Source organism: Kitasatospora sp. NPDC127116 (assembly GCF_042677365.1).
GTDB lineage: Bacteria > Actinomycetota > Actinomycetes > Streptomycetales > Streptomycetaceae > Kitasatospora > Kitasatospora lactacystinica.
The window spans coordinates 1-24,951 of record NZ_JBHXTL010000012.1 but is presented as its reverse complement, the minus strand read 5'-3'; the positions used below and the strand labels follow the sequence as shown (position 1 = coordinate 24,951).

Sequence of the window (24,951 nt, the reverse complement as noted above, 5' to 3'; positions counted from 1 at the left end):
CTGATCCCATGCCTCCGCGGACGATCGACCTCGACAGCTACGTGACGGGTGTCCTGGACGGCTCGCGCGCCTGGATCGCGCGCGCCGTCACCCTCGTCGAGTCCTCCCGGCCCGACCACCGCGTGCTCGCGCAGCAGCTGCTCCAGCGGCTGCTGCCGCACGCGGGCGGCGCCGTCCGGGTGGGCATCACCGGGGTGCCCGGTGTCGGCAAGTCGACCTTCATCGACTCCTTCGGCACCATGCTCACGGGCCAGGGCCACCGGGTCGCGGTCCTCGCCGTCGACCCGACGTCCAGCCGGACGGGCGGCTCCATCCTCGGCGACAAGACCCGGATGGAGCGCCTCGCCGTCGACCCCGCCGCGTTCGTCCGGCCGTCCCCGACCTCGGGGACGCTCGGCGGGGTCGCCAAGGCCACCCGGGAGTCCATGGTGGTGATGGAGGCGGCGGGCTACGACGTCGTCCTCATCGAGACGGTGGGCGTCGGACAGTCCGAGACGGCGGTGGCGGGGATGGTCGACACCTTCCTGCTGCTCAGCCTGGCACGGACCGGCGACCAGCTCCAGGGCATCAAGAAGGGCGTGCTGGAGCTGGCGGACGTCATCGCCGTCAACAAGGCCGACGGCCCGCACGAGCGCGACGCGAAGGCGGCCGCTCGCGAACTCGCGGGCGCGCTAAGGCTGTTGCAGCCCGCGGACGCGGCGTGGACCCCGCCCGTGCTGACCTGCAGCGGCCGCGACGGCGCGGGGCTGGACATGCTGTGGGAGCGACTGCAGCAGCACCGCAAGGTCCTCGATGCCACAGGCGCGCTGGCCGCCAAGCGCCGCGACCAGCAGGTCGAGTGGACCTGGTCCATGGTGCACGACCAGCTCTACGCCCGCCTCCACGAGAACCCCGAAGTGCGGCGCCTGACCCCCGAGTTGGAAACCCAGGTCCGCGCCGGCACGCTGCCCGCCGGATTGGCCGCCCAACAGATCCTGGACGCCTTCTTCGGCTGACCCAGAGCTCGGAGGCCGAGCGCCGTGCCCCACCCCCGCGTGGGACACGGCGCTTCGTCGGTGCGGAGTACTCGAACGACAAGTCCGCGATCTCCTACTGGGCCTCCGGCACGATCCCCGGGCCGAGGTGCAGGAGGTCGTCCGGGAGGCCTGCTCACGTCGACTCAGGCGCCCGGTGACGCCCGAGGAGACCGGCTTCGGTTCCAGTGACGGGACGGGACACAGCCATGGCGTGCCGTCCGATCTGATGTCGATCGGAAGGTCCGACATGGATCCCCCACGCCGTGGCGTACACCACGTCCACAAGCTCCTTGCCGTCTGGGACGGCCTGCCGGCTCGCGGCCAGGGCGAGACGGCAGACGTCGTCGCCCTCGCCCGGAGTCGTGGCGTGCTGGTCGAGATCGTCTGGCCGGAGGGACCCTGCTGCTAACCGTGTCACATCGGCTTCTCGCCAAGAACGGCCCGCAGCCAGTCCAGGGAATCAGTAGCCAGGATGGCATCGGCGAGATCATTCGCGGTCTTCGTGGTGAGCCGGCCACGGCTGTTGTCGATCCATCGCTGCGCGTTCGCATAACCCTGCGCCTTGTACTCGACACCCTGGATCATGCACTCCAGCTTGTCCGCGTCCCGGGCACAGACCGCCTCCAACGACTCCTTCGACTCGTACTCCGCGACGAGATCCCGAATGGTCGAGGCCAGGACGTCCGGCATTCCATCGACTTGGTCGGCCGTCACCGCCACCGGATCCGCACTCGGCGCGTACTTCTTGCCCAGGTGGTTGACGTCCCCGGTGCGCGCTTCCTGGGAATCGTGCCAGACCGCCAGGAACGCGGCCTGCGCCGGATCGGCGCCTTCGAGCTTGGCGATGACCGAGGCGATCAGGGCGGTCCGCCAGGAGTGCTCGGCGACCGACTCGGGGTCGCGGACACCGGCCATCCACCAGCCTGTGCGCTTGGTCTGCTTGAGCGTCCCGGCTTCGAACAGGAACCTCGCCACCGCGTTCAGGTCCTCCGTCACTGTCCGGCTCCTCTCACGCCTCGGCAAGGCGGATCGCATAGTGAATGCTTTCGAGTTCTCGTCGCCCGCGTCGCGAGACCTCCTGGCTATCCAACATCATGGGCAGCCGCTCGCGAAGGGCGTTAGCCGCGGTTCCGAAGCGCAGCAGGTTCGGTCGAACCTGGAGCAGGGACCAAACGGTGTGGACGTTGAGCTCCACGTATCCATGCTGAGGTGCGAGGCCCTCGGCAAGGTGTGCCAGGAGCTTGTCACCCGACCATGGGCCCGGCTTCGGCGCACCGATGAAGTCGTCGGAGAGTTCGAGGTACGCGACTTCGCCGATCCAGTACGCCCAGTAGTTGAGGTTCGCGATCGCGCCGGCTTCATCGGCGAGGGCTGTGTCGATGAAGTGGTTGATGCGGTCCCGGTCCCCGTGGCGAGCGGACACCATGGCTACGGAGCGAGCGTTGAGCCAGCGGGCCAGCCAGTCGCCAGGTTGCTCGTTTAGCTGCTGCTGAGCGACCCACTCCCGTGTGTCGGTTCGATCGTCGTACCCCGCAAGGTAGAGCGCTTGGCGCCGGACGAGGAATTGGTCCGCTCCCCGAGCTTCGGCAGCGGTACGCCGGATGTTCGTGAAGAACCGCGCGCGGTCCTCTGCGGAGAGTTCCGGCCCGACCGGCACCGGCCCCCTTCGTGCACGTGGCGGCTTCGGAAGCGAGTGAATTGCCTTCGGCGCCAACCCACTGAGAGGCCATGCCAGGATCTCGACAAGGTCCCGTCGCATCACCACTGATCCGATCAGACTCTCCCGAGCATACGTCTCCTCCGTGAGCATGTCGGCCAGGAGCATGTCGGCCTCGAACGCCCGCTCCAATGTCTGGATGAGCACGGGTGCCGTGCCCATGCGCAGAAGCCGACGGCCAAGCATGAGCACCTGACCGACAGGCACGGCCGTGAGCGGACGTCGCCCACTCTCCCACCCCGCGATCGTGTCTGCCGAGACCGTCAGATTCACTGCGAACTCCTCCTGGGTAAAGCCGAGCTGCTCTCGTATCACCCGGAAGACGTACCCAGCGATGCTGACCGCGCGCGAGCACAGAGGCCTTCCCTGACCGCCAGTCAGGGATGCACCTGGGGTCGACCTCATGAAAGCCCCCAACTTCGGGAATTCGCGCCGGCTACCCGTACCGGCGGTCACTTCACGGCCTGATCTCGACTCTGTAGCGTCTTGCATGCCAGAGCGGCAAATCCTCCCAACGACAATACACAGGAGGAAAGTTGAGCATCATTACCGATCTCCTACCCATCGCCCCCTGGGGCTTCGGGCGCATGATGCCCTTGCGAAACGGCGAGCCGTCGCGGTGGCAGTACGCGGGCCTGGACCCGGAGACCCAGACCGGCCGGTGGTTCGGCGAGGACGGGAGCATGACCCCTGCCGAACTCGGTAAGCACGGCACGTCCGTGAACACCTACCCGCCGACCCAGCAGGGCAAGGACGGCAAGGTGGACGGCGACTCCGGCCACGACGCTTCGCAGGACTGAGAGGCAGGACCATGAACGGACACCCGGTGCTCGTTTCCACCGAGCACGAGGACCCGACAGCCGATCTCGTCATCGCGGAGCTGAACCGGCGCCGGGTGCCCGTTCTGCGGCTGGACCCCGGGAAGGACCTCCCCGGAATCGCCACCCTCGCGGCTCGATTCGGCGCCGGCGGGCTGACGGGGACGCTACGCGCCGGCGACCGAGCGGCCGAACTCGGCAGGGTGCGCGCGCTCTACCACCGCCGGCCGAGTCCTCATCTTCATCTTCCCGGCACCGAAGATCAGGCCGACCGCTTCGCGGCGAACGAAACGCGCCGAGGCCTGGGCGGCGTGCTCGCGGCACTGCCTGAATGCCTCTACCTGAGCCATCCACAGGCCATCGCCCGAGCCGAGTACAAGCCCGAACAACTTACCGTCGCAGCACGGTTCGGGCTACCCGTGCCCGAAACCTTGATCACCAATGATCCAGTCACGGCGAGGTCGTTCGCATCCGGTCGGCCTACGATCTACAAGCCCCTCCATGCCGGCCCCTACCATGTCGGCGGTGAATCTGCGGGTATCTGGGCAGCAGTGGTCGACCCGGTGGACATCGACAACCGGGTGACCGGCTGTACCCACTTGTTCCAGGAGCAGGTGGCCAAGGTCTCCGACGTCAGGGCGGTGGTCGTGGGCGATCGGGTGTTCTGCTCGCTGATCAGGGCCCCGGAGGGCGTGGTGGACTGGCGCAGCGCGTACCGTCACCTCACCTACGAGGCGGTTGAGTGCCCTGAATCGGTCCGGTCGGCTCTGCTGCTCTTCCTCCGCGAATTCGGCCTGAAGTTCGGCGCGTTCGACTTCGCGGTGACCGCCGATGGCGAGTGGTGGTTCCTGGAATGCAACCCCAATGGCCAGTGGGCATGGCTTGAGCATGCGGCCCAGCTGCCGATCACGACCGCGATTGCCGACCTTCTGGAGAACGGAGAGGCCGCATGATCGACGTGCCGTCCGAGGGTCTGAGGGCGAAGCTCGTCGCCCAGCTCAAGGAGGAGGGGGTGATCCGTAGCCCCGAATGGGAGGCGGCGATGCTGGCCGTCCCACGTGAAGCGTTCCTCGCGGGCGGGTGGTTCGAGCACGACGATGGCGGGTGGTACCGGTCCGCCTCGCTCACCGACGAGCCGGGACTGATCCGGCGCGTATACGAGGACGACAGCCTGGTGACTCAACTCAGCGGTGTGATCTTTCCGTTCCAGTTGGACGGACGCCTTCTGCAAGCGCCCACGTCCTCCTCCACCATGCCGGGCCTCGTGGTCCGCATGCTTCAGGACCTCCAGGTGTCGGAAGGCGTGTCAGTCCTGGAAATCGGCACCGGGACTGGCTACTCCACCGCCCTACTGACGCACCTCCTCGGTGACGAGCAGGTGACCTCCATCGAAGTCGACCCGGACGTCTCCGGGCGGGCCGGCGCGGCTCTCGGAGGGCTCGGCTACTGGCCGAACCTCGTCGTCGGCGATGGACTCGTAGGCCACCCGGCCGATGCGCCGTACGACCGCTTGATCGCGACGTGCGAGGTACACACCATCCCGACGCAGTGGATCGAGCAGACCAAGCCTGGCGGCGTGATCCTGGCCACCGTGGGTGGCTGGATGCACTCCTCGGAGCTGGCCCGGCTCACGGTCCAGGAGGACGGGACGGCTGTCGGCCGGTTCCTCGGGGGCGAGGTCTCCTTCATGTTCGCCCGGCCCCACCAGCCGCCGCCCCTCGGGCTGTTGCCGGACCTGGACTCGGGTGTTGCCCGGGACGCCACGTACGGGCCGGAGGCCCTGGACGACTGGACGGCTCGCTTCGTCGCCCAGATCGCCGCGCCCCGGGCTCAGAAGCTCATGCTGCACCGCGACGGCCTGGACGAATACCTCCTGATCGATGTCGGAGCCGGATCGTGGGCGGTGCTCTCCCCGGCGACGGGCGGCTGGATGGTCCGTCAGGGCGGCCCGGACCGGCTGTGGGACGACATCGAGAAGTACCTCTCGCAGTGGTACACCGACGGCGCACCACCGCTGGAGTGCTTCGAAATCACCGTGACTCCGCAAGCACAGACGATCAGCTGGACGAACGAGCCTCAGCACTAAGGTGAGTCGACGACAGCCGAACAGTGCCAACAGGTTCGGGCCCTCCTCAACAATCACCGCTTCGCGTCAACCACGCGGATCCTGGTCGAGAGCCCATCCGGCCGCTTGCTCCCGGCCCCCTCTGCTCGCCCGCCGGCACTGGATTCCGGAGCAACCAGTACCCCGTGAGCGCGTCCGGCTGCAGTGGCAGCTGGACGCGCCGGATGCCCTCCTGGACGGGAGTGGCAAGGCACCCATCGACTACGGCTCTTGGCCGCTCCACAAGAGACTCGGTGCTGCGCGCGAGGACAGCCTTTCACGTGTTCTGACTGGGCCTCGGAATGGATCCGCTGACCTACGTGACCGACATGCTCACCGTGGCCGTCTTCGACGCCGAGCTGTTCGACGAGATGTTCCAGCGGATCCTCTCCACCAACGACGAAGGCCACCGAATCGGGCTGGAAGTCGCCACGGGACGCTCAACCGGCATTCCCTTCACCGCGGATCAGGCGGATCGCCTCGCCTGCTCCGAGCCGATGCAGCCCGCCGGCGCGACGCTCCTGCGACTGGCCTGGCGGCACCAAGACGTACTCCTCCAACGTTCCGACGCTGGAGGATCCGGGGACGCACATGACCTCCGAGGGTCTGCGGGTGAAGCTCGTCGCCCGCCTCAAGAAGCAAGGAACGATCCGCAGCCCCGTGTGGGAGGCGGCGTCAAGGACCTGGATGAGCGTGCCTCAGCACTGGAGTGATTCGTGGGAGAGTGGGACGAGCCGCTGGAGTTGTGGGCTGCCTGCCGGGAGGCTCTCCGCCGTCCGGTCGGCGAGCTGAAGGCGGTCCGACTGGACGGCCGACAAGTCGCCTCGCACGTCGACCCGTCCGCACCTCGTCTGATTCTGCGGTGGGACGGCGTGGAGTGGGTTCCGGAGACCATTGCGAACGGCTACGCCACCGCCCAGCGCATCGTGCACGGCATCCGGGGCGACGGGACGATGTGATAGGGGGTCTTGGGCACTGCTGTCATGCGCGACGACAGTTGGGCGGCTCGGACGGGTCACTTGTACAAGGCACGCAGCGTTCCGTGGATGAACGACGCGAAGGAGGCCGCGCCTTCGTGCACTCCGTCGTGGCCCTCGGCGACCTCGTAGGTCTTCCCGCCCTTCGCCGCCGGGCCGATGAAGGAGTAGATGTACCCCTGATGGGCCATGAACACGACGCAGCCGTCGAGCGACTGCCCGGGAGCCGACTCCTCCAGGATCTCCCGGGCGTGATCCTTGATCCCCAGGATCTCCGGGAACGCGTACGTCTCCCCCCGCAGCGCGGAGAACCCGCCGCCGCCGGCGAGTGCCAGGAACTCCCGGTAGTCCTCGGGGAGGGCGACTCCCTGATCCTCCTCGACCAGCGAGATCTGCTCCGGGGTCAGGCCGACCGCCCCCTTCAGTGATTCGGGGAACGCACTCAGAATCCCTGCCGTCACACCCATGTGCCCCGCACCTCAGAACGTCGTGGAACCGCCCCCGAACAGGACCATGATCCCGCAACGACGTCCCGGTCAGCCCCGGCGGACGGCCTGGCGGGTGCGGCGGGCGAGGCGGTGGGCGCGCTGGACGGCGACGAAGGCGGGCATGGAGTCGGCCTGGGTGAGGCGGTACTTGAGGCGGAGCTGGGGGCTGAGGCCGCTCTGCGCCTCGGGGCCGATGGCCCGCAGGAGGCGGGTGACGTGCTGCTGGTAGGCGGCGCGGTAGGCGCGGTCGCCGTCCGGGACGGTCCAGAAGAACATCGGGATCTCCTCGACCAGGCAGTTGCGGTCGTAGGCGCGCAGGTGGTCGGCGAAGGCCGGCTCGGGGCGGGCGAGCAGCCATTCGCGGACGAGTTCCATCGAGCGGACGCGGTCGACCAGGCCGCGCGGGTCGGTCTTCTTCTGGGTGATGGAGAGGTCGCCGTCCTCGCGCACCCGCCAGTGGTAGATCGGGTCGGCGAGCACGTCGACGCGTTCGGCGAGGAAGTGGTGGGGCACGCTGACCGGGGCGTCCTCGTACAGGATGCCCTCGGGGTAGAGCAGGCCGGCGCCGTCGAAGAAGGTGCGCCGGTAGACCTTGTTCCAGGCGGTGCGGTCGGTGACCAGGGCGGGCAGTTCGCCGACGTGGGTGCGCAGCCGGGTCTCGCGGAACGGGCGGCGGTGGCCGTGCGAGGGGCTGAGGCCGGTGGTGCGCAGGCGCAGCGCGTTGCCGGCGGCGAAGTCGGAGCCGGTCTCGTCGAGGGTGCCGATCATCAGCTGGTAGGCGTGCGGCGGCAGGGTGTCGTCGCTGTCGACGAAGGCCAGGTACTCGGTGCCGGGGGTGAGGTGGCGCCAGCCGGTGTTGCGGGCGGCGCCGAGGCCCTGGTTGCGCTGCTGGACCAGTCGGAAGCGCGGGTCCCGTTCGGCGTACTCCTTGGCGATGGCGGGGCCGTCGTCGGTCGAGCCGTCGTCGACCAGGACGCACTCGAAGTCCTCGAACGTCTGGGCCGCGATCGAGTCCAGGCACTCCCCGAGGTAGCGCTCGACATTGTAGATCGGGACGACGAGGGAGAGACGCGGGGCCATCGGGCGCCCTTTCGCTCAGGAGCGGACGGGCCGGGAGGCCGTCGACCGCCGGTCACCGACAGTGGCCCGAGCATACGGACCGTATGCGACCCGTGGGCGAACGGCGGGTTGAATCGAGCGAGCGGATGGGTGCATCCATCGGTCCGTCGGCCGCGTCCGACGGCAACCCGCCCGGACGGGCGGCCCCTTGGGGCGCAAGGGGAAGGCCCCGGACCGCCCGACCGGTCCGGGGCCTTCCCTCACCCGCTGCGGGTCAGGCGCTCTTGACGGCCGCGAAGCGGTCCGAGACGTCCTGCCAGTTGACGACGTCCCACAGGCGGGTGACGTAGTCCGGGCGGACGTTGCGGTACTGCAGGTAGTAGGCGTGCTCCCAGGCGTCGAAGGCGAGCAGCGGGGTGGTGTTCTGGCCGACGTTGCCGTGGTGGTCGTAGACCTGCTCGACGATCAGGCGCTGACCGAGCGGTTCCCAGGACAGGATGCCCCAGCCGGAGCCCTGCACGCCGGTGGTGGCGGTGGTGAGCTGCTTCTTGAAGGCCTCGAAGCTGCCGAAGTGCTCGGTGATGGCGTCGGCCAGCTCGCCCTCGGGGCGCTCGCCGCCCTCGGGCGAGAGGTTCTGCCAGAACAGCGAGTGCAGCACGTGGCCCGACAGGTGGAACGCGAAGGTCTTCTGCAGGCCGACCAGGCCGCCGAACTGCTCCTTGTCGCGGGCCTCGGCCAGCTGGTCGAGGGTGTCGTTGGCGCCCTTGACGTACGCGGCGTGGTGCTTGGAGTGGTGCAGCTCCAGGATCTCGGCCGACATCGCCCGCTCCAGCGCGGAGTAGTCGTACGGCAGGTCGGGAAGCGTGTAGGTGCCCATCAGGCAACGGCCCCTTTCGGCGGGTTGAACGGTGGTGATCGTGCCGGGACAACACTATTGCGTATCAGTTGCAAGAACGAAGCATGGGCTCCTGCTTATTCCTCACACCCCGTCGGGCACAATGGCCGCCGTTCGGCGCGCCGGCCGGAAAGGGGTGGGTGACCGCGGCGGGGCGGTGGCGGCACCGGGCACCCGGCGGGTGATGCGGGCCTGACGCCCGTACGGTCCCCGGCCCGCGCGTGACTCCCGGTCGGGTCCGGAACCTCCACGGACCCGGCACGCGGGGCGGACCTGACAACGTTTCGGTCTCGCCGCCCGGCAATCCTTTCCCGGGGCTTCCCTCCGCGTTCTCCGTTGTGCCATTTTACATGTCACACAGCAAGGCCCGTGCGCCCCACGCAGCACGGCTCCCCCACCCTCAACGGCCCCGGAGGCCCCCACAGATGCGTCCCTCCTCGATAGCGAAGGACGCCGCGCGCAGACTGCCCGCGCTCGGCACCGCGCTCCTCCTCTCGCTCGGCCTGTTCGCGCCGGCCGCCCAGGCCGCCGGCACCCCCGGCTCCGCACCGGCCGGGAGCCCGGCCGCCCCGGCCGCACCCGCCGCCTCGGCCGGGAAGGCCGCGCCGCGCACGATCCCCGTGCCCAAGTCCCCGGACACCCCCGAGGACGCCCGCCCGCTCGCCTCGGACCCGCGGGCCAAGGCCACCGCCCCGACGGCGGGCAGCTCCGTCGGCGCCGCCAAGTCGGCCCGTCAGTTCTCGGCCGCGGCCGCCTGCGACGTCTCCGCCTTCACCGGCAAGTCCGGTGCCGCGCTGGTCCAGCAGGTCAAGTCGTCCGGCCTGGACTGCGTCAACACGCTGTTCCAGGTCACCGGCAACGACGCCAAGGGCGCCTTCAACGAGGCCCAGATGGTCACCGTCGCCAACGCCCTGCGCGACACCGCCGCCACCTACCCCGGCGACAACTCCACCTCCGCCGGGCAGCTGGTGCTCTTCCTGCGGGCCGGCTACTACGTGCAGTGGAACAACAAGGACGTCGTGGGCCCGTACGGCGACGGCCTCAAGAGCGCCATCCGCGGCGCGCTGGACGCCTTCTACGCCGCCCCGCACAGCAAGGACGCCACCGACGCCAACGGCGCCACCCTCGCCGAGGCCGTCACCCTGATCGACAGCGCCCAGGAGAACGCCCGCTACACCGGCGTCGTCAAGCGGCTGCTGAACGACTACACCGGCAGCTGGCCCGCCGCGATGACCAGCGCCGTCGCCAACACCGAGACCGTCATCGAGCGCGGCTTCGACCTGCCGGAGTTCGTCTCCGCCCTCCAGGCCGACCCGTCCTTCGCCACCACCGCGGCGTCCTTCGTGACCCGCAACAGCAGCCTGATCAACGGCGGCGACCTGGTCACCAAGATCGGCATCCAGCTCGGCAACCTGGTGGCCAACGACGCGCTGCGCGCCCAGGGCCGGCCGATCCTCAAGGACCTGATCAACCGCTACCCGCTGGTCGGCAACACCGGTCCGCTCACCATGAACCTGCTCTGGTTCGCGGAGAAGAAGGACGAGGGCAACTGTTCCCTCTACGGCACCTGTGACGTCCCGGCCAAGCTGGTCCCGCTGGTCCTCACCGTCGACCACACCTGCAACGCCAACCTGCGCATCCGCGCCCAGGACATGACCGCGCAGCAGCTCGCCGACACCTGCACCAGCCTGATCAACCAGGACGCGTTCTTCCACAAGGTCGTCAAGGACGGCGGCCCGGTCGCCAACGACAACAACACCAACCTCGAGGTCGTCGCCTTCGACGACTACTACAACTACAGCCTGTACGCCTGGGAGATGTACAAGATCGAGGTCGACAACGGCGGCATGTACGAGGAGGGCGACCCGGCCAAGGCCGGCAACCAGGCCCGCTTCATCGCCCACGAGGCCTCCTGGCTGCGCCCCCAGTTCCAGATCTGGAACCTCAACCACGAGTACACCCACTACCTCGACGGCCGCTACGACATGTACGGCGACTTCGAGGCCGGCATGACCACCCCGACCATCTGGTGGGTCGAGGGCCTCGCCGAGTACGTCTCCTACAGCTACCGCGGCGAGCACTACGACGCCGCGGTCGCCCAGGCCGCCAAGGGCACCTACACCCTGAGCACCCTGTTCGACAGCACCTACGACAACGCGGACTCCACCCGCGTCTACAACTGGGGCTACCTGGCCGTCCGCTACATGCTCCAGTCGCACCCGCAGGACGTCGACGCGCTGCTCGCCAAGTACCGCGCCGGCGACTGGAACGGCGCCCGCACCCTGCTGAAGACCACCATCGGCACCTCGTACGACGCCGACTTCGCCACCTGGCTCAAGCAGTGCGGCGCCGACAACTGCGGATCGCTGCCCACCAACCAGGCCCCCCTGTGCACCGCCGCCGACGCCCGGCAGTTCGACAAGAACTGCCGCCGCGACAACGTGGCCGCCACCACCGGGAACTACAGCTACAGCTTCCTGAACCTGCCGGCCGGCGTGAAGCAGCTGACCATCACCACCAGCGGGGGCACCGGCAACGCCGACCTCTACTACAACGCCGGCTCCTGGGCCACCACCGGCTCCTACACGGCCAAGTCCACCACCAGTGGCAACGGTGAGACCCTGACCATCACCAACCCGCCGGCCGGTTACGTCTTCTTCAGCCTCTACGCCCAGCAGGGCTTCGGCGGCGCGACCGTCACCACGACCTACAACTGACCGACCGCGTCACAGGCGCCGTACGCACCGTACGCGCGCACCGTACGCACGGAAGGGCCCCGCGGCTTCGCGGGGCCCTTCCGCGTTCCCGTCCCCTCCCCGTCCCCCTCCCCCGCCGCGAATATCCACGGGTTATAACGATTCGACCATCGAATAGATCGTCAACACCCCGTAAGAGATCGCATATTCCTCTGTCGAGGGGGTGTCCGGACGGCGAAGTTTCGGTTAGTGTCCATGAACAGATCAACCGGTTCGGCCTCCGGCAACGGAATGCCGAATAGTTCTGACGGCTCGGGTGCGGCATTCTCGCCGTACCCGCCAATCCCCGGAATGGAGAGTTAGTCATGAAGATGGTCAAGGCGCTCGTCAAGAAGTTCAAGAAGAACGACGACCTCGCGAACCACGCGTGGGTGCTGCACGTTATCTAACGTGGCCAGCCGCTGGCGGGGGCCCGGGTCGGCCGTGCCCCCGCCGGCGCCACGGCGCGTCCGGGATTCCCCCCGCGCGCCGTACCGAACGCACTGACCAGCCATTTCGCATTGGAGGCCGGATTCCCGTGGAAGAAATGGCGACGGCAACCGCGCGCAGCCATTCCATCGTGTTCGCCCCGAGGATTCAGGAGCTGCTGGCCAGGGACGAGAAGGTGTTCCGGATCGACCCGGCGAAGGTCGGCGTCTCGGACTCCCGACTGATGGCCGAAATCGTCGCGGCCCGCCCCGTCCTTTCCAACGAGCGCTCGGTCTACAAGCCCGCCGCCGGCTCCGACATCCCCCACGACAGCGCGACGCGCACCATCCGCGCACTGGGGCAGGACGCCATGGCGGGCATCCGCAAGCCCCCGCCGCCGGCGCGCGGCATGTCCGGCTCCTGGCCCTACGCCGGCACCTCCTACCTGCGCCGCTGGCTGTTCTCCGCCGACCCGCTGCCGGTCTCGCTGCTGTGGAAGCGCGGCGTCACCCGCTCCGACACCCTCTCCCGGCTCGCCGACCGCGCCGTGACCCGCTGGCCCGGCTCCGCAGACCAGGACGGCCGCACCGCACTCGCCGGGCTGATCCGCGACGCCGACGACCCGCTGGAGCGCAAGCAGGCCGTCGCGATGTACCGGCGGGCGACGGCCACCCTCTGCGACGGCGTGGCCGCGCTGACCGGCAACGCCCTGTGGCTGATGGGCCCGGAACGGGAACGGCCGGAGCACCGCGCCGACCTCACCGATGTCCTCTGGGAGACGCTGCGCCTGCTGCCGCCCGCCTGGATGCTGTACCGCAACGGCGGCGCGGCGTACACCGAACTCCACCCCGAGATCCGGCCCGAGGACGACGTCGCGCTCTTCCCGCTGCTGATGCACCGCCACCCGGACTACTGGTCCGACCCGCTGGAGTTCCGCCCCGGGCGCTGGGACGGCGTCACGGACCCGGAGAAGACGCCCGGGTTCATGCCCTTCGGCTTCGACGGCGCCCGCTGCTGGGCCAAGCACCTGATCGTGCCGCTGGCCGAGCAGCTGCTGACCGCGGCCCTGGACAACCGGCTGGTCGTCCGCAGCCCGCAGCAGGACGCGCAGGTGCCGCTGCGCTCCCTGCTCTCCGTACGGTTCGAGGCGCGGGTCGAAGCCTGACGCCCCGTCATCCCGGCATCCCGGCGCCACCGAACACCCCTGACACCACGGGACACACCATGGAATCGCCCACTCTGGCCGACTGGGTCGGCGACGTCGACGGCTTCACCGCCCGCCAGTGGCAGCGCGAGCCCGCGCTCTTCCCCCGGAAGGCCCCGGAGACCCCGGGGGCCCCGGCCGCGCCGGCCGGGCCGTTCGACCTCGACGAACTGGACGCCGCCTTCGACGGCGGGCTGCTGCGCACGCCCTACCTGGAGATGGTCCGCTCCGACAAGGTGACCATCCCGCCCGAGGCCTTCACGACCTCGCGCACCGTCAACGGCACGACGCACCACGGCTTCGCGGACCGCGCGAAGGTGCTCGCCCAGCTGCACCGCGGGGCGACACTGCTACTGCGCTGCGTCGACCAGTGGCACCGACCGACCGGCGAGCTGGTGGCCCGGCTGTCCGAGGAGCTCGACCGGCGGGTGGAGGCCTTCTTCTTCGTCACCCCGGCCGGCGGCCAGGGCCTCGCGGTGCACCGCGACGACGCCGACGTGTTCGTCCTCCAGGCCGCCGGGCGCAAGACCTGGTACGTCCACGACGCGCCGACGGCGGCGGACTGGCGGCTCGGCGAGCTCCCGGAGGACGAGCGCTCCCCGCTGCGCCTGCACGGCGTGCTCGAACCCGGCGGCGTGCTCTACATCCCGCGCGGCTTCGCGCACCGGGCGGTCGGCGCCGGGGGGCTGTCCGCCCACCTGTCGCTGACCGTCCGCGACCTCTCCGTGCAGGACCTGCGCACCGCCCTGGAAGGGCAGTTGGCCGAGGGCCTCGACCTGCCCGCCCGCCCACTCGGCGAGGCCGCGATCGCCGACGCCTGCGCCGCCCTGCTCGACCACGCCCGGGCGAGGCTCGACGCGCTCGGGCCGGCGGACCTCCTGCGCGCCGCCCGCGCCGCCCGGACCGGCACCACCCACGCGCCGGCGGCACCAGCGGCACCGGCCGACACCGTGGAGACCCTCGCTGCGGCCGCCCGCACCTGGGAGTCCGGGGCACCCGCCGACGGACGCACCGGACTCGCCGCCGTCGGCCGCACCTGGCGCCGGCTGCGCGGCGCCGCCGAGTAGCCCACGGCGGCGACGACGACCGCCCGGCGCACGGAATCCACTTCGATGATCCGACTGTCCGTCAGGGGTGGTCGGACCGGTCGAGGTTCGACCCGGGGATCCGACCCGGCCCCGACGACCGTTTCCCTTCTGCGGAGGGCGCTGGGGCAGACTGCCCACCATGCGATCAGATGATCAGAGAGGCGCCCTGCCCAAGCCCGTCCTGCCGGACCTCGCCGCCGCCCGCGCGATCGGCCCCGAGGCCGCCACGGAGGCCCGCTGGGAGGGACTCGTCCTGTCGTGGGAATGGATCCAGCACGACATCGGGCACGGCCCCGGAAGCTGCAACGACGGCCTGGTGCGCCTGCTGAAGGCCGCCCGCGCGGAGCCCCGGCTGCGCCGGCTCTTCCCCTGGACCAGCCACTACAACCTGCACTTCAGCCTGTCGACCTCGTTCCCGTGGGCAGCCGCGGGCGTGCCCTTCGCCGTGCCGCAGGACGGCGGCGGCTACCGGATCCACGGCCCGGGCGGCTCCGGGGTGCTCGGCACGCCCGCCACCGCGGAGGAGGCCGTCGCCCTGCTGGTCGAACACCTCCCGCCGGACCTCGGGCCGGTGTTCAACCACCCGGCGGACGGGCCGCGCTGAGGCCGCCGGGGTGGCAGCGCCCCGCACCGGGGGTCACGATGAAAGCCCGGCCACCTCCGGCCCCGGCCCGATCGGAGCGCGATGAGCGACCAGCACAACGTCGTCCTGCTGACCTTCCCCGACGCCGCCGCCTGGCGCCCGGCCTTCGACGAGGCGCAGCACCTGCCGGGCCTGCGGATGGTGGCGGCGATGGAACGCAGCGCCGACGGGCTGCTGGAGGTCGCGGACACCTTCACCAGGGGCGCGGGGGTGGCCACCGTCGGCTCGGGTGTGCTGGGCGGCCTGATCGGGCTGCTCGGCGGGCCGGTCGGCGTGCTGCTGGGCTTCGCAGCCGGCGCGGCGATCGGCAACGCGGCCGAGGAGCACCAGGCGAGCGAGGGCGGCGCCGGGCTGATCCTGCTCTCGCCCCGGGTGCCGGACGGCGGGGCGCTGCTCGCGCTGGAGGTCCGGGAGTCCTCGCCCGCCCCGGCGGACGAGCTGGCGGACCGGCACGGGGCCTCGGTCGAGCGGATCGACGCGCGCGAGTTCGCCGAGCAGGTCCGGGCGGCCGAGCAGAAGGCCGACGAACGGAAGGGCGACAAGCAGAAGGGCGACGAGCGGAAGGCGGACGGCGCGGGGGCCTCCTGAGCGCACCGGCCTCGCCGTCACTACCCCGCGCCGTCACACCCCGCCGTCACACCCCCGCCCGCCGTCACACCCCGCCGTCACACCCCCGCCCGCTGTCACTCCGCCCGCAGCGCGTCCACCGTGCGCGCCCGCGCCGCCCGTACGGCCGGGAGCAGGGCGCCGGCCAGGGCGATCAGCACGCCGCCGAGGGCGAGCAGGACCAGCACCGGGGTGCCGAACACGTCCAGCGCGGAGGCCGGGAAGGTCAGCCCGGCGCTGCGGCCCATCGCGGGCACCGTCAGGCCGTGCAGCAGCAGGCCCGCCGGCAGTCCGACCGCGCCGCCGACGGCCCCGACCGGGACCACCGAGGCGAGGACGGCGCCCACGGTCTGCGCCGGGGTCATGCCGAGCGCCTTGGTGACGCCCGTGTCCCGGGTGCGCTCGCGGATCTCCAGGACGACGGTGTTGAACACCCCGAGCCCGGCGACCACGAGCAGCAGCGCGGTCAGGGTGGCGGTGAGCGAGTTCAGTGCGGCGATCGAGCCGCTGGAGCCGTGCGGCCCGCCGGTGTCGGCGGTCATGTGCTCCGGGGCGAGCGCGGCGCCGAGGGCGGTGGCGTAGGCGGTCCGGTCGGTGCCGGGCTTCAGTTTGACGGCCCAGAAGTCCGGTGCGGGGGCCGTGCCGGGCGGGTAGCTGGCGGCGTCGGTGAACAGCTCGTTGGTCTGCACGTGCGGGTCGAAGACCTCGCCGACGATCCGGACGGTGACCGGCCGGCCGTGGCTCGTGAAGGTCACCCGGTCGCCGAGCCCGACGGAGGCCTCGGTCAGGAAGGTGGCCGGGGCGACGGCCTCGCCCGGGCCCCGGTACCAGCGCCCGGTGACCATCCGGTAGCCCGCCCAGGAGGAGTCGCCGTCGAAGGCGGTCACCGTGGTGCTGCCGGCCACCCCGGGGACGGTGACGTCCTCGGTGCCGTTGCCGAAGTACGCGGCGGTGCCGGGCCGGGCGTCCAGCGCCGCGGTGACGACGGCCCGGTCGGCCGGGACCGGCCTGCCCGCCGGAACCGCCCCGGGCGGGCCGTCCGGGCGTGTCGGGTGCACCACGAGGTCCCCGGCGTCCCGTGTCTTCGCCTGCTGCACCCAGCTCATCGTCCCGCCCATGCCCACCGCGAAGACGGCCGCCGCCGTGCCGAACAGCACCGCCGCGAGCATCCCGGCCGCGCGGGCCGGGCGGGCGAAGGGCTGGGCGAGGCCGAGGGTCAGCGGGCGGGGCAGCGGCAGCCGGGCGGCCAGTGCGGCGGCCCGGGTGGCGAACGCGTCCCGCCGGCTGCCGCCCGCCGTACGGCCGACGGCGAGCGCGTCCACCGTGCGCAGCCGTCCGGCCCGGGCCGCGGCGGCCCAGGCGACCAGGGCGACGGCGGCCAGGGTGCCGCCCGCCACGGCGGCGTCCACCCGGGGGGAGAGGCCCGAGGCGGTGGTGCCGTAGAGCGATCCGGTGGTGGCGAGCACCGGGACGGTCAGGGCGTTGCCCGCGACCACCCCGAGCAGGGTGCCGGCGCCGGCCGGGATCAGCGCCTGGGCGACGTACGCGCGCACCACCTGGGCGGGGGTGCAGCCGAGCGCCTTGAGCACGCCGATCCGCCGGGTGGCGGTGCCGACGGCGCCGGCCACCACATTGCCCGCGACCAGGACCGACATGGCCGTCCCGAGCAGGCCGAAGGCGACCATGAAGGGCAGGAACAGGGCGGTGTTGCGGTCCGAGCCCTGCTTGGCGGTCAGCCAGGACTGCGCGCCGGTGAGCGCCCCGCCGGGGGCGGCCGCGGCCACGGCGGCCCGGTCGGCGGCCATGGCGTCGGCGCTGCCGGTGTCCGTGAAGCGGTAGAGCATCTCGTAGCCGGGGGCGCTGCCGGGTGCGGTGAGGGCGGCGATGCCGTCCGGGGTCACCCAGGCGTCCGAGGTCCGGCTGACGGAACGGGCGAAGCCGACGACCCTGAGGGTGGGCGCGCCCGGCAGGCCGGGCAGCCGCAGGGCGCCGCCCGGTTGCCGGGGCTTGTCGCCGTACCCGGCCTCGATCACCACCTCGCCCGGCTGCTGCGGCCAACTCCCTTGGAGCAGAGTGACGTCGTCGACCCCGGCGGTGGCCGCGGCGCGGCCGGTGACGGTCATCGGCGCCATCGTGATCCCGGGCGGCAGGTCCGTGCCGGAGCCGGGCTCGGGGTCGACGGTGACGGTGCGGTACGGCCCGGCGGCGGCCGTCACCCCGGGGGCGTGCGCGGTGGCGGCGAGCTGGTCGGCGCTCGCCCGGGCGCCGTCGAAGCGCGCGGTGAGGTGGGCGCCGTGCTGGCCGACGAAGGCCTGCTCGAAGGGGGCCCGGGAGGCGACCAGCAGCGAGCCGCCGAGGACGGAGCAGGTGGTGGCCACCAGCGCGGCCAGTCCGACGGCGACGGACTGCGTCCGGCGCCTGCGCACACCCGCGCGCACGACCCTGCCGAGCGCGGTCATGACGCCACCGCCGAAGCCGAGTCCGCCTCGACCCGGCCGTCCCGCATCCGGACCGTCCGGGTGGCGCAGTCCTCGGCCAGGGCCAGGTCGTGGGTGACGAGCAGGACGGTCTGCCCGTCCTCGTGCAGGTCCCGGAACAGCTCCTTGACGTCCTCGCCGGCGGCCGAGTCCAGCGCGCCGGTCGGCTCGTCCGCCAGCAGCAGGGCCGGCCGGTTCATCAGCGCCCTCGCCACCGCGACGCGTTGGCGCTCGCCGCCGGAGAGCCGGCCCGGGTGGGCGCGGGCGTGCCGGTCGATGCCGAGCGCCTCCAGCAGTTCGGCCGCCCGGCGCCGGGCCTCGGCGCGCGGGACGCCGGCCAGTTCGCCGGCCAGCACCACGTTGTCGGCCACGGTGAGGTCGTCCAGCAGGTTGAAGAACTGGAACACCATGCCGATCGTGCCGCGCCGGTAGCGGGCCGAGGCCGCCTCGCCCAGTCGGTCCACCCGCACCCCGGCCACGGTGACCGTCCCGGCGCTGGGCCGGTCCAGCCCGGCGACCAGGTTCAGCAGGGTGGACTTCCCGCTGCCGGACGGGCCGAGCACGGCCACCGACTCCCCTGCCCGCACGCTCAGCGTGACGTCGTCCAGGGCCGCCCGGGCGCCCTCGTAGTGGCGGCTCACGCCGCTCAGTTCGATCACCGGATCGCTGCTCATGTCCCCGCTCCTGGTCGCTTCCCGTCTGGTGCCGCGACGAAGGTACGGACGGGCGGCGCGGGTCCGCGTCCGCCGACCGCCGCAGGTTCCGTACCGCGTCGGATGGACGGCCGCCGGCGTCATCCCTCCGGTGTAGTCGTGGGGAGTACCGGCCGCCCCCCGGCCGCGGGGCTGTCCCGCGGGGCCCGCGACCCCCACAATGTCCCGGTGATCAACCATCCGACGGTGCGCCGGCTGCGCGCGGCGGTCCGCCCGGCCGACGGCCCGGGCACCGCGCCACCGCCCCGGCCGACCCGGCGCGGCCAGGCCTTCGACGTGGCCCTGGCCCTCTTCCTCGCCTTCACCGGCGGGCGCTACGCGACCATCGCGGGCGGCCCGCACGGCACGGCGCCGTCCTGGCTGCTGCTGGTGGTGCCGCTCGTCCCGCTGCCGCTGGTCCTGCGCCGCCGCTACCCGCTGGCGGTGCTGTGGACGGTGCTGCCGGCCGCGCTGCTGGTCCGGCACCAGTCGCAGGACATCGCGTACTCGGCGGGCGTGGCGGTGGTCGTCGCCGCGTACAGCGCCGCCGCGTACGGGCGCCGCCCCCGGGCCCTGCTGCTCGGCCTGCCGGCCGCCACCGCCGCCCTGGTGGTGCTCTTCTCCGCGGCCAAACTGCCGCACTTCCCCAACGGGGTGATCGCCGTCCTGCTCCTGGTGCCGGTGTTCGCGGTCGCGTACGAACTGCGGATGTGGCGCCGCCGGGTGGAGGAGGGGCGGGAGCGGCTCTCCGCCCTGGAGCGCGAGCAGCTGGCCGCGCTGCAGCGCGCGGTGGAGCTCGAACGGGCGAGGATCGCCCGGGAGTTGCACGATGTCGTCACCCACAACGTGAGCATGATGACGATCCAGGCCGGGGCGGCCCGCAAGATCCTGGACACCGCGCCGGAGAGGGCCCGCGAGGCGATGCTCGCGGTGGAGTCCGGCGGCCGCGCGGCGATGACCGAACTCCGGCACGTGATGGGCCTGTTGACCATCGACTCGGAGAGCGCCGACAACCCGGCCGCCGGGGCCGGCCTCAGCCCGCAGCCGGGCCTCGGCCGGCTGGAGACGCTGGTCCACGGCGTCCGGCAGGCCGGGCTGCCGGTCGAGCTGACCGTCCGCGGCGAGCGCCGCGCCGTCCCGCCCGGGGTCGAGCTGGCCGCCTACCGGGTCGTCCAGGAGGCGCTCACCAACACCGTCAAGCACGCGGGCGGCGCCCACGCCGCGGTGACCGTCGAGTACGCCCCCGACCGGCTGCTGGTGGAGGTCACCGACACCGGAGGCCGCCCCACCGGCGCCGCCGCCACCGGCAACGGACGCGGCCTGCTCGGCCTGCGCGAGCGCCTCGCCGTCTACGGCGGCACCCTGCACACCGACCCCCGGCCGCGCGGCGGCTACCGCGTCAAGGCCCTGATTCCCCTGGAGAGTTCATGACCGAGCAGCCGCTGCGGGTGGTGGTCGCCGATGACCAGGCCCTGGTCCGCACCGGGTTCCGGCTGATCCTGGAGTCGGAGGGCATCGAGGTGGTGGCCGAGGCCGAGGACGGCGAGCAGGCCGTCGCCGCCGTCCGCCGCTGCCGGCCGGACGTGGTGCTGATGGACATCCGGATGCCCGGCCTGGACGGACTGGAGGCCGCCCGCCGGATCCTGGCGGACGGCGCGCAGGAGCCGCCGCGGATCATCATGCTGACCACCTTCGACCTCGACCACTACGTCTACGCGGCGATGGCCGCCGGGGCCAGCGGCTTCCTGCTGAAGGACGTCACCCCGGAGCACCTGGCGGCCGCCGTCCGGCTGGTCCGCACCGGGGACGCGCTGCTCGCCCCGACGATCACCCGCCGTCTGGTCGAGCGCTTCGCCCGCCCGGAGAGCCCGGCCGGCCCCGCCGCCGCCCCGCACCGGGAGCTGGGCACGCTCACCCCGCGCGAGCTGGAGGTGACGGGGCTGCTCGCCCGCGGCCTCAGCAACGCCGAACTCGCCGCCCGGCTGGGGCTGTCCGAGGCGACGGTGAAGACGCACGTGGCCCGGATCCTCGGCAAGCTGGGCCTGCGGGACCGGGCCCAGGTGGTGGTCGCGGCGTACGAGACCGGGCTGGTCAGCGTGGGGTCCGTCGCCGATCCGGCCGGGGGCCGGTGACGCGCGACGGGAGCCCCGGGCCTTGCCGCCCCGGGCTCCCGTCGTCACGCGCCGCGGATCAGCGCAGGTCGAAGCGGTCCGCGTTCATGACCTTGACCCAGGCCGCGACGAAGTCCTCGACGAACTTCTCCTTGGCGTCGTCGGCCGCGTACACCTCGGCGACGGCCCGCAGTTCGGCGTTCGAGCCGAAGACCAGGTCGGCGCGGGTGCCGGTCCAGCGCACCCGGCCCGAACCGTCCCGGCCCTCGAAGGTGTGGGCGTCCTCCGAGGTGGCCTTCCAAGCGGTGTCCAGGTCCAGCAGGTTGACGAAGTAGTCGTTCGTCAGCACGCCGGGGGTCGCGGTGAGCACACCGTGCGTGGACCCGCCGTGGTTGGCGCCCAGCACGCGCAGGCCACCGACCAGGACGGTCAGCTCGGGCGCGCTGACGCCCAGCAGGTTGGCCTTGTCGAGCAGCAGGTACTCGGCCGGCAGCCGGTTGCCCTTGCCGACCCAGTTGCGGAAGCCGTCCGCCTTGGGCTCCAGCGCGGCGAAGGAATCGGTGTCGGTCAGCTCCTGCGGCGCGTCCACCCGGCCGGGCGCGAACGGCACCTCGACGGCCAGCCCGGCCGCCCTGGCGGCCTGCTCGATGCCGACGCCGCCGGCCAGCACCACCAGGTCCGCGAGCGAGACCCGCTTGTCGCCGGCCTGCGCGTCGAACTCCTGCTGCACGCCTTCCAGGGCGCGCAGCACCGTGGCCAGCCGGTCGGGCTCGTTGACCTCCCAGCCGATCTGCGGCTGGAGCCGGATGCGGCCGCCGTTGGCGCCGCCGCGCTTGTCGCTGGAGCGGAAGGAGGAGGCCGCCGCCCAGGCGGTGGAGACCAGTTCGGACACCGACAGGCCGGTGGCGTTGATCCGCCGCTTGAGGTCGGCGATGTCGGCCGCGCCGATCGGCCGGTACGTGACCCCCGGCAGCGGGTCCTGCCAGAGCAGGTGCTCGCTCGGGACCTCGGGGCCGAGGTAGCGGACCACCGGGCCCATGTCGCGGTGGGTCAGCTTGTACCAGGCGCGGGCGAAGGCGTCGGCGAACGCCTCCGGGTTCTCCAGGAAGCGCCGGGAGATCGGCTCGTAGACCGGGTCGAAGCGCAGCGACAGGTCCGTGGTGAGCATGATCGGCACGTGCCGCTTGGCCGGGTCGTGGGCGTCCGGGACGGTGCCCTCGCCGCCGCCGTCCTTGGGCTTCCACTGGTGCGCGCCGGCCGGGCTCTTGGTGAGCTCCCACTCGTAGCCGAACAGCGTCTCGAAGAAGCTGTTGTCCCAGGTGATCGGGGTGGGCGTCCAGGTGCCCTCCAGACCGCTGGTGATCGCGTCGCCGCCGACGCCGGTGCCGAAGCTGCTCTTCCAGCCGAGGCCCTGCTGCTCGATCGGGGCGTCCTCGGGGGCCGGGCCGACGCTGTCGGCCGGGCCGGCGCCGTGGGTCTTGCCGAAGGTGTGGCCGCCGGCGATCAGCGCGACGGTCTCCTCGTCGTCCATCGCCATCCGGTAGAAGGTCTCGCGGATGTCGCGGGCGGCGGCGATCGGGTCCGGGTTGCCGTTGGGGCCCTCGGGGTTGACGTAGATCAGGCCCATCTGGACGGCGGCCAGCGGGTTCTCCAGCTCGCGGTCGCCGGTGTAGCGCTCGTCGCCGAGCCAGGTGGTCTCCGGGCCCCAGTAGACGTCCTCGTCCGGCTCCCACTCGTCGACCCGGCCGCCGCCGAAGCCGAAGGTGGCGAAGCCCATGCCCTCCAGGGCCACGTTGCCGGACAGGATGATCAGGTCGGCCCAGGACAGGGCGCGCCCGTACTTCTTCTTCACCGGCCACAGCAGGCGGCGGGCCTTGTCGAGGCTGGCGTTGTCGGGCCAGCTGTTCAGCGGGGCGAAGCGCTGCTGGCCGCCGCCGGCGCCGCCGCGGCCGTCGCTGATCCGGTAGGTGCCGGCGCTGTGCCAGGCCATCCGGATGATGAAGGGGCCGTAGTAGCCGAAGTCGGCCGGCCACCAGTCCTTCGAGGTGGAGAGGGCCTCCTGGATGTCCCGCTTGACGGCCGGGAGGTCGAGGGTCTTGAAGGCCTCGGCGTAGTCGAATCCGCCGCCGAGCGGATTGGCCACCGCCGGGTTCTTCGCGAGGATCTTCAGGTTGAGCCGTTCCGGCCACCACTGGCGGTTCCCGCCGCCCTGGGTGGGGTGCGGCGCCCGCCCGTGGTTCACCGGGCAGCCCTCCGCGTTCGCCTCTACGCCGGTTGCATCGTGGTTGTCAGACATGGGAATCCTTCCCTCACAAGGCGGATCACGGTGTCTTCATCTGCTACCTACGGCACCTACTGCTGCTGTCTGGTCCTGGCGCGCCGCGTGTTGCCACTGCTGTCACTGCCCGCCGTCGCGCACGGCAGTGACGGGAGTCACATACTGCTGCCACCCAGGCTAGCGCCGGAGCCGATCCTACGATGGACGGAATCCAAGTCAAGAAAGACACCAAAGCCATATCCGATCGGGAACCGGAAGGCACCGGAGGTGAATTGGTAAACTCCGGTCCTCCCCTTGACCTGAATAGGTGAACCGATATGAGTGACCTGCTGGAGCGGCTGCGCGGGCGCGGCTGGCGCCTCACCTCCCAGCGGCGTGTCGTGGCCGAGGTCCTGGACGGCGAGCACGTGCACCTGACCGCCGACGAGGTGCACGCCCGGGCGGCGGAGCGCCTCCCGGAGATCTCCCGGGCGACGGTCTACAACACGCTCGGTGAACTGGTCACCCTGGGCGAGGTCGTCGAGGTGTCCACCGACGGGCGCGCCAAGCGCTACGACCCGAACGCCCACCACCCCCACCAGCACCTGGTCTGCACCGGCTGCGGCGCCATCCGCGACGTCCACCCGCGGGGCAATCCGCTCTCCGACCTTCCGGCCGAGCAGCGCTTCGGATTCGCCGTGGTGCAGGCGGAGGTCACCTACCGGGGGCTGTGCCCGGACTGCGCGGGCTGACCTCCCTGGCAACGGCCGGACGGACGCGGAACGGTGCCCGGCGGCACGGACCCGGGCAGCGGGGCCGCGGCCCCGGGCAACGGCGGCGGGACGCGGGCGCCGGGGGCGCGACCTCGGAGGCCGGCGGCGGGACGCGGGCACCGGGGGGCGGGACGCGGCGGCTGCACCGGTCGACGACCGGGATCCCGTAGGGTCGGCCAATGGCGAAGTACTTCGACGTGCATCCAGAGTCCCCCCAGCCCCGCACCATCGGCACCGTGGCCGCCGGTCTCCGGTCCGGGAACCTCATCGCGTACCCGACCGACTCCTGTTTCGCCCTGGGCTGTCGCCTGGAGAACCGCGACGGCCTCGAACGGATCCGGTCGATCCGGCGTCTCGACGACCGCCACCACTTCACGCTGATGTGCATGGACTTCGCCCAGCTGGGCCAGTTCGTCCACATCGACAACGACGTCTTCCGCGCCGTCAAGGCCTCGACGCCGGGCAGCTACACCTTCATCCTCCCCGCCACCAAGGAGGTGCCGCGCCGCCTGATGCACCCGAAGAAGAAGACGGTCGGGGTGCGGATCCCCGATCACGTCGTCACCCGGGCCCTGCTCGCCGAACTCGGTGAGCCCCTGGTCTCCAGCACCCTGCTCCTCCCCGGCGAGGACGAGCCGATGACCCAGGGGTGGGAGATCAAGGAGCGGCTCGACCACGTGCTGGACGCCGTGCTGGATTCGGGCGACTGCGGCACGGTGCCGACGACGGTCGTCGACTACTCCAGCGGCGAGCCTGAGATCGTCCGGCGCGGGGCCGGCGACCCCGCGCGCTTCGAGTGAGGGGCCTGGCACCGCGGCGGCCATGACGCCGGGGACCCTTCGGGCCCGGCTCGGGGCCGGGC

At 71.8% G+C, this 24,951-nt stretch carries 23 protein-coding genes; 15 read left to right on the top strand and 8 right to left on the bottom strand.

Going from position 1 to position 24,951, the window contains the following annotated elements; translation table 11 throughout:
* The first annotated feature begins 8 nt into the window (after positions 1 to 8).
* Entirely contained in the window at positions 9 to 995 is a 987-nt protein-coding gene (gene meaB / locus ACFVHV_RS07700) for a methylmalonyl Co-A mutase-associated GTPase MeaB (RefSeq protein WP_380349596.1), read from the top strand.
* A gap of 435 nt (positions 996 to 1,430) precedes the next feature.
* On the opposite strand, the gene ACFVHV_RS07695 is transcribed toward meaB, so the two are convergent.
* Entirely contained in the window at positions 1,431 to 2,012 is a 582-nt protein-coding gene (locus ACFVHV_RS07695) for an HD domain-containing protein (RefSeq protein ID WP_359898752.1), read from the bottom strand.
* Between the two features lie 13 nt (positions 2,013 to 2,025).
* The gene (locus ACFVHV_RS07690) at positions 2,026 to 3,150 is read right to left on the bottom strand and encodes a helix-turn-helix domain-containing protein (protein WP_380349763.1); all 1,125 of its coding nucleotides are present in this window, start codon (positions 3,148 to 3,150) and stop codon (positions 2,026 to 2,028) included.
* Between the two features lie 119 nt (positions 3,151 to 3,269).
* Here ACFVHV_RS07690 and tgmA point away from each other — a divergent pair, with 119 nt between their 5' ends.
* The 5 genes from tgmA (at position 3,270) to ACFVHV_RS07665 (ending at position 6,614) form a co-directional block, all read left to right on the top strand.
* Positions 3,270 to 3,533 carry a putative ATP-grasp-modified RiPP gene (tgmA, locus tag ACFVHV_RS07685; RefSeq protein ID WP_359898754.1) on the top strand — a complete coding sequence of 88 codons (264 nt, stop codon included), beginning with the start codon at positions 3,270 to 3,272 and terminating at the stop codon, positions 3,531 to 3,533.
* A gap of 11 nt (positions 3,534 to 3,544) precedes the next feature.
* Positions 3,545 to 4,504, top strand: a complete 960-nt coding sequence (tgmB, locus tag ACFVHV_RS07680; RefSeq protein WP_359898756.1) for an ATP-grasp ribosomal peptide maturase — start codon at positions 3,545 to 3,547, stop codon at positions 4,502 to 4,504.
* Positions 4,501 to 5,637, top strand: coding sequence for an ATP-grasp peptide maturase system methyltransferase (gene tgmC / locus ACFVHV_RS07675; protein ID WP_380349591.1), 1,137 nt, complete (start codon positions 4,501 to 4,503; stop codon positions 5,635 to 5,637). The genes tgmB and tgmC overlap by 4 nt, the downstream gene beginning before the upstream one ends.
* 338 nt (positions 5,638 to 5,975) lie before the next feature.
* Positions 5,976 to 6,368 carry a hypothetical protein gene (locus ACFVHV_RS07670; RefSeq protein WP_380349588.1) on the top strand — a complete coding sequence of 131 codons (393 nt, stop codon included), beginning with the start codon at positions 5,976 to 5,978 and terminating at the stop codon, positions 6,366 to 6,368.
* A 3-nt stretch (positions 6,369 to 6,371) separates the two neighbouring features.
* Positions 6,372 to 6,614: a DUF6087 family protein gene (locus ACFVHV_RS07665; protein WP_359898762.1), complete on the top strand. Its 243-nt coding sequence runs from the start codon at positions 6,372 to 6,374 to the stop codon at positions 6,612 to 6,614.
* A gap of 56 nt (positions 6,615 to 6,670) precedes the next feature.
* On the opposite strand, the gene ACFVHV_RS07660 is transcribed toward ACFVHV_RS07665, so the two are convergent.
* The 3 genes from ACFVHV_RS07660 to ACFVHV_RS07650 form a co-directional block, all read right to left on the bottom strand.
* Positions 6,671 to 7,099 carry an SMI1/KNR4 family protein gene (locus ACFVHV_RS07660; RefSeq protein WP_380349585.1) on the bottom strand — a complete coding sequence of 143 codons (429 nt, stop codon included), beginning with the start codon at positions 7,097 to 7,099 and terminating at the stop codon, positions 6,671 to 6,673.
* Between the two features lie 69 nt (positions 7,100 to 7,168).
* Positions 7,169 to 8,200, bottom strand: coding sequence for a glycosyltransferase family 2 protein (locus tag ACFVHV_RS07655; protein WP_380349582.1), 1,032 nt, complete (start codon positions 8,198 to 8,200; stop codon positions 7,169 to 7,171).
* A gap of 253 nt (positions 8,201 to 8,453) precedes the next feature.
* On the bottom strand, positions 8,454 to 9,056 hold the full coding sequence (locus ACFVHV_RS07650) for a superoxide dismutase (RefSeq protein WP_380349579.1): 603 nt from the start codon (positions 9,054 to 9,056) through the stop codon (positions 8,454 to 8,456).
* Between the two features lie 443 nt (positions 9,057 to 9,499).
* On the opposite strand from ACFVHV_RS07650, the gene ACFVHV_RS07645 reads away from it, so the two are divergent.
* The 5 genes from ACFVHV_RS07645 (at position 9,500) to ACFVHV_RS07625 (ending at position 15,761) form a co-directional block, all read left to right on the top strand.
* The gene (locus ACFVHV_RS07645) at positions 9,500 to 11,791 is read left to right on the top strand and encodes a M9 family metallopeptidase (protein ID WP_359898770.1); all 2,292 of its coding nucleotides are present in this window, start codon (positions 9,500 to 9,502) and stop codon (positions 11,789 to 11,791) included.
* Positions 11,792 to 12,356: 565 nt separating this feature from the next.
* On the top strand, positions 12,357 to 13,403 hold the full coding sequence (locus ACFVHV_RS07640; RefSeq protein ID WP_359898772.1) for a cytochrome P450: 1,047 nt from the start codon (positions 12,357 to 12,359) through the stop codon (positions 13,401 to 13,403).
* Positions 13,404 to 13,462: 59 nt separating this feature from the next.
* A complete protein-coding gene (locus ACFVHV_RS07635; RefSeq protein ID WP_380349574.1) occupies positions 13,463 to 14,509 on the top strand; it encodes a JmjC domain-containing protein in 1,047 nt (348 codons plus the stop codon).
* Between the two features lie 160 nt (positions 14,510 to 14,669).
* The gene (locus tag ACFVHV_RS07630) at positions 14,670 to 15,134 is read left to right on the top strand and encodes a DUF6193 family natural product biosynthesis protein (protein ID WP_359898776.1); all 465 of its coding nucleotides are present in this window, start codon (positions 14,670 to 14,672) and stop codon (positions 15,132 to 15,134) included.
* Between the two features lie 81 nt (positions 15,135 to 15,215).
* Complete coding sequence (locus ACFVHV_RS07625) at positions 15,216 to 15,761, top strand: histidine kinase (protein ID WP_380349571.1); 546 nt, start codon at positions 15,216 to 15,218, stop codon at positions 15,759 to 15,761.
* Positions 15,762 to 15,856: 95 nt separating this feature from the next.
* On the opposite strand, the gene ACFVHV_RS07620 is transcribed toward ACFVHV_RS07625, so the two are convergent.
* Together ACFVHV_RS07620 and ACFVHV_RS07615 are read right to left on the bottom strand one after the other, a co-directional pair.
* Complete coding sequence (locus ACFVHV_RS07620) at positions 15,857 to 18,238, bottom strand: FtsX-like permease family protein (RefSeq protein WP_380349568.1); 2,382 nt, start codon at positions 18,236 to 18,238, stop codon at positions 15,857 to 15,859.
* The gene (locus ACFVHV_RS07615; protein WP_380349566.1) at positions 18,235 to 18,930 is read right to left on the bottom strand and encodes an ABC transporter ATP-binding protein; all 696 of its coding nucleotides are present in this window, start codon (positions 18,928 to 18,930) and stop codon (positions 18,235 to 18,237) included. The genes ACFVHV_RS07620 and ACFVHV_RS07615 overlap by 4 nt, the downstream gene beginning before the upstream one ends.
* 207 nt (positions 18,931 to 19,137) lie before the next feature.
* On the opposite strand from ACFVHV_RS07615, the gene ACFVHV_RS07610 reads away from it, so the two are divergent.
* Both ACFVHV_RS07610 and ACFVHV_RS07605 read left to right on the top strand, forming a co-directional pair.
* Entirely contained in the window at positions 19,138 to 20,379 is a 1,242-nt protein-coding gene (locus ACFVHV_RS07610) for a sensor histidine kinase (protein WP_380349563.1), read from the top strand.
* Positions 20,376 to 21,080, top strand: a complete 705-nt coding sequence (locus tag ACFVHV_RS07605) for a response regulator transcription factor (protein ID WP_359898784.1) — start codon at positions 20,376 to 20,378, stop codon at positions 21,078 to 21,080. Before ACFVHV_RS07610 ends, ACFVHV_RS07605 begins: the two co-directional genes overlap by 4 nt.
* Before the next feature lie 58 nt (positions 21,081 to 21,138).
* Here the strand turns inward: ACFVHV_RS07605 and katG are convergent, their stop codons facing one another.
* Positions 21,139 to 23,355 carry a catalase/peroxidase HPI gene (gene katG, locus ACFVHV_RS07600; RefSeq protein WP_359898786.1) on the bottom strand — a complete coding sequence of 739 codons (2,217 nt, stop codon included), beginning with the start codon at positions 23,353 to 23,355 and terminating at the stop codon, positions 21,139 to 21,141.
* A 299-nt stretch (positions 23,356 to 23,654) separates the two neighbouring features.
* Between katG and ACFVHV_RS07595 the strand changes: the two genes are divergently transcribed.
* Complete coding sequence (locus ACFVHV_RS07595; protein ID WP_359898788.1) at positions 23,655 to 24,068, top strand: Fur family transcriptional regulator; 414 nt, start codon at positions 23,655 to 23,657, stop codon at positions 24,066 to 24,068.
* Between the two features lie 200 nt (positions 24,069 to 24,268).
* Positions 24,269 to 24,889 carry an L-threonylcarbamoyladenylate synthase gene (locus ACFVHV_RS07590; RefSeq protein WP_359898790.1) on the top strand — a complete coding sequence of 207 codons (621 nt, stop codon included), beginning with the start codon at positions 24,269 to 24,271 and terminating at the stop codon, positions 24,887 to 24,889.
* Positions 24,890 to 24,951: the final 62 nt, after the last annotated feature.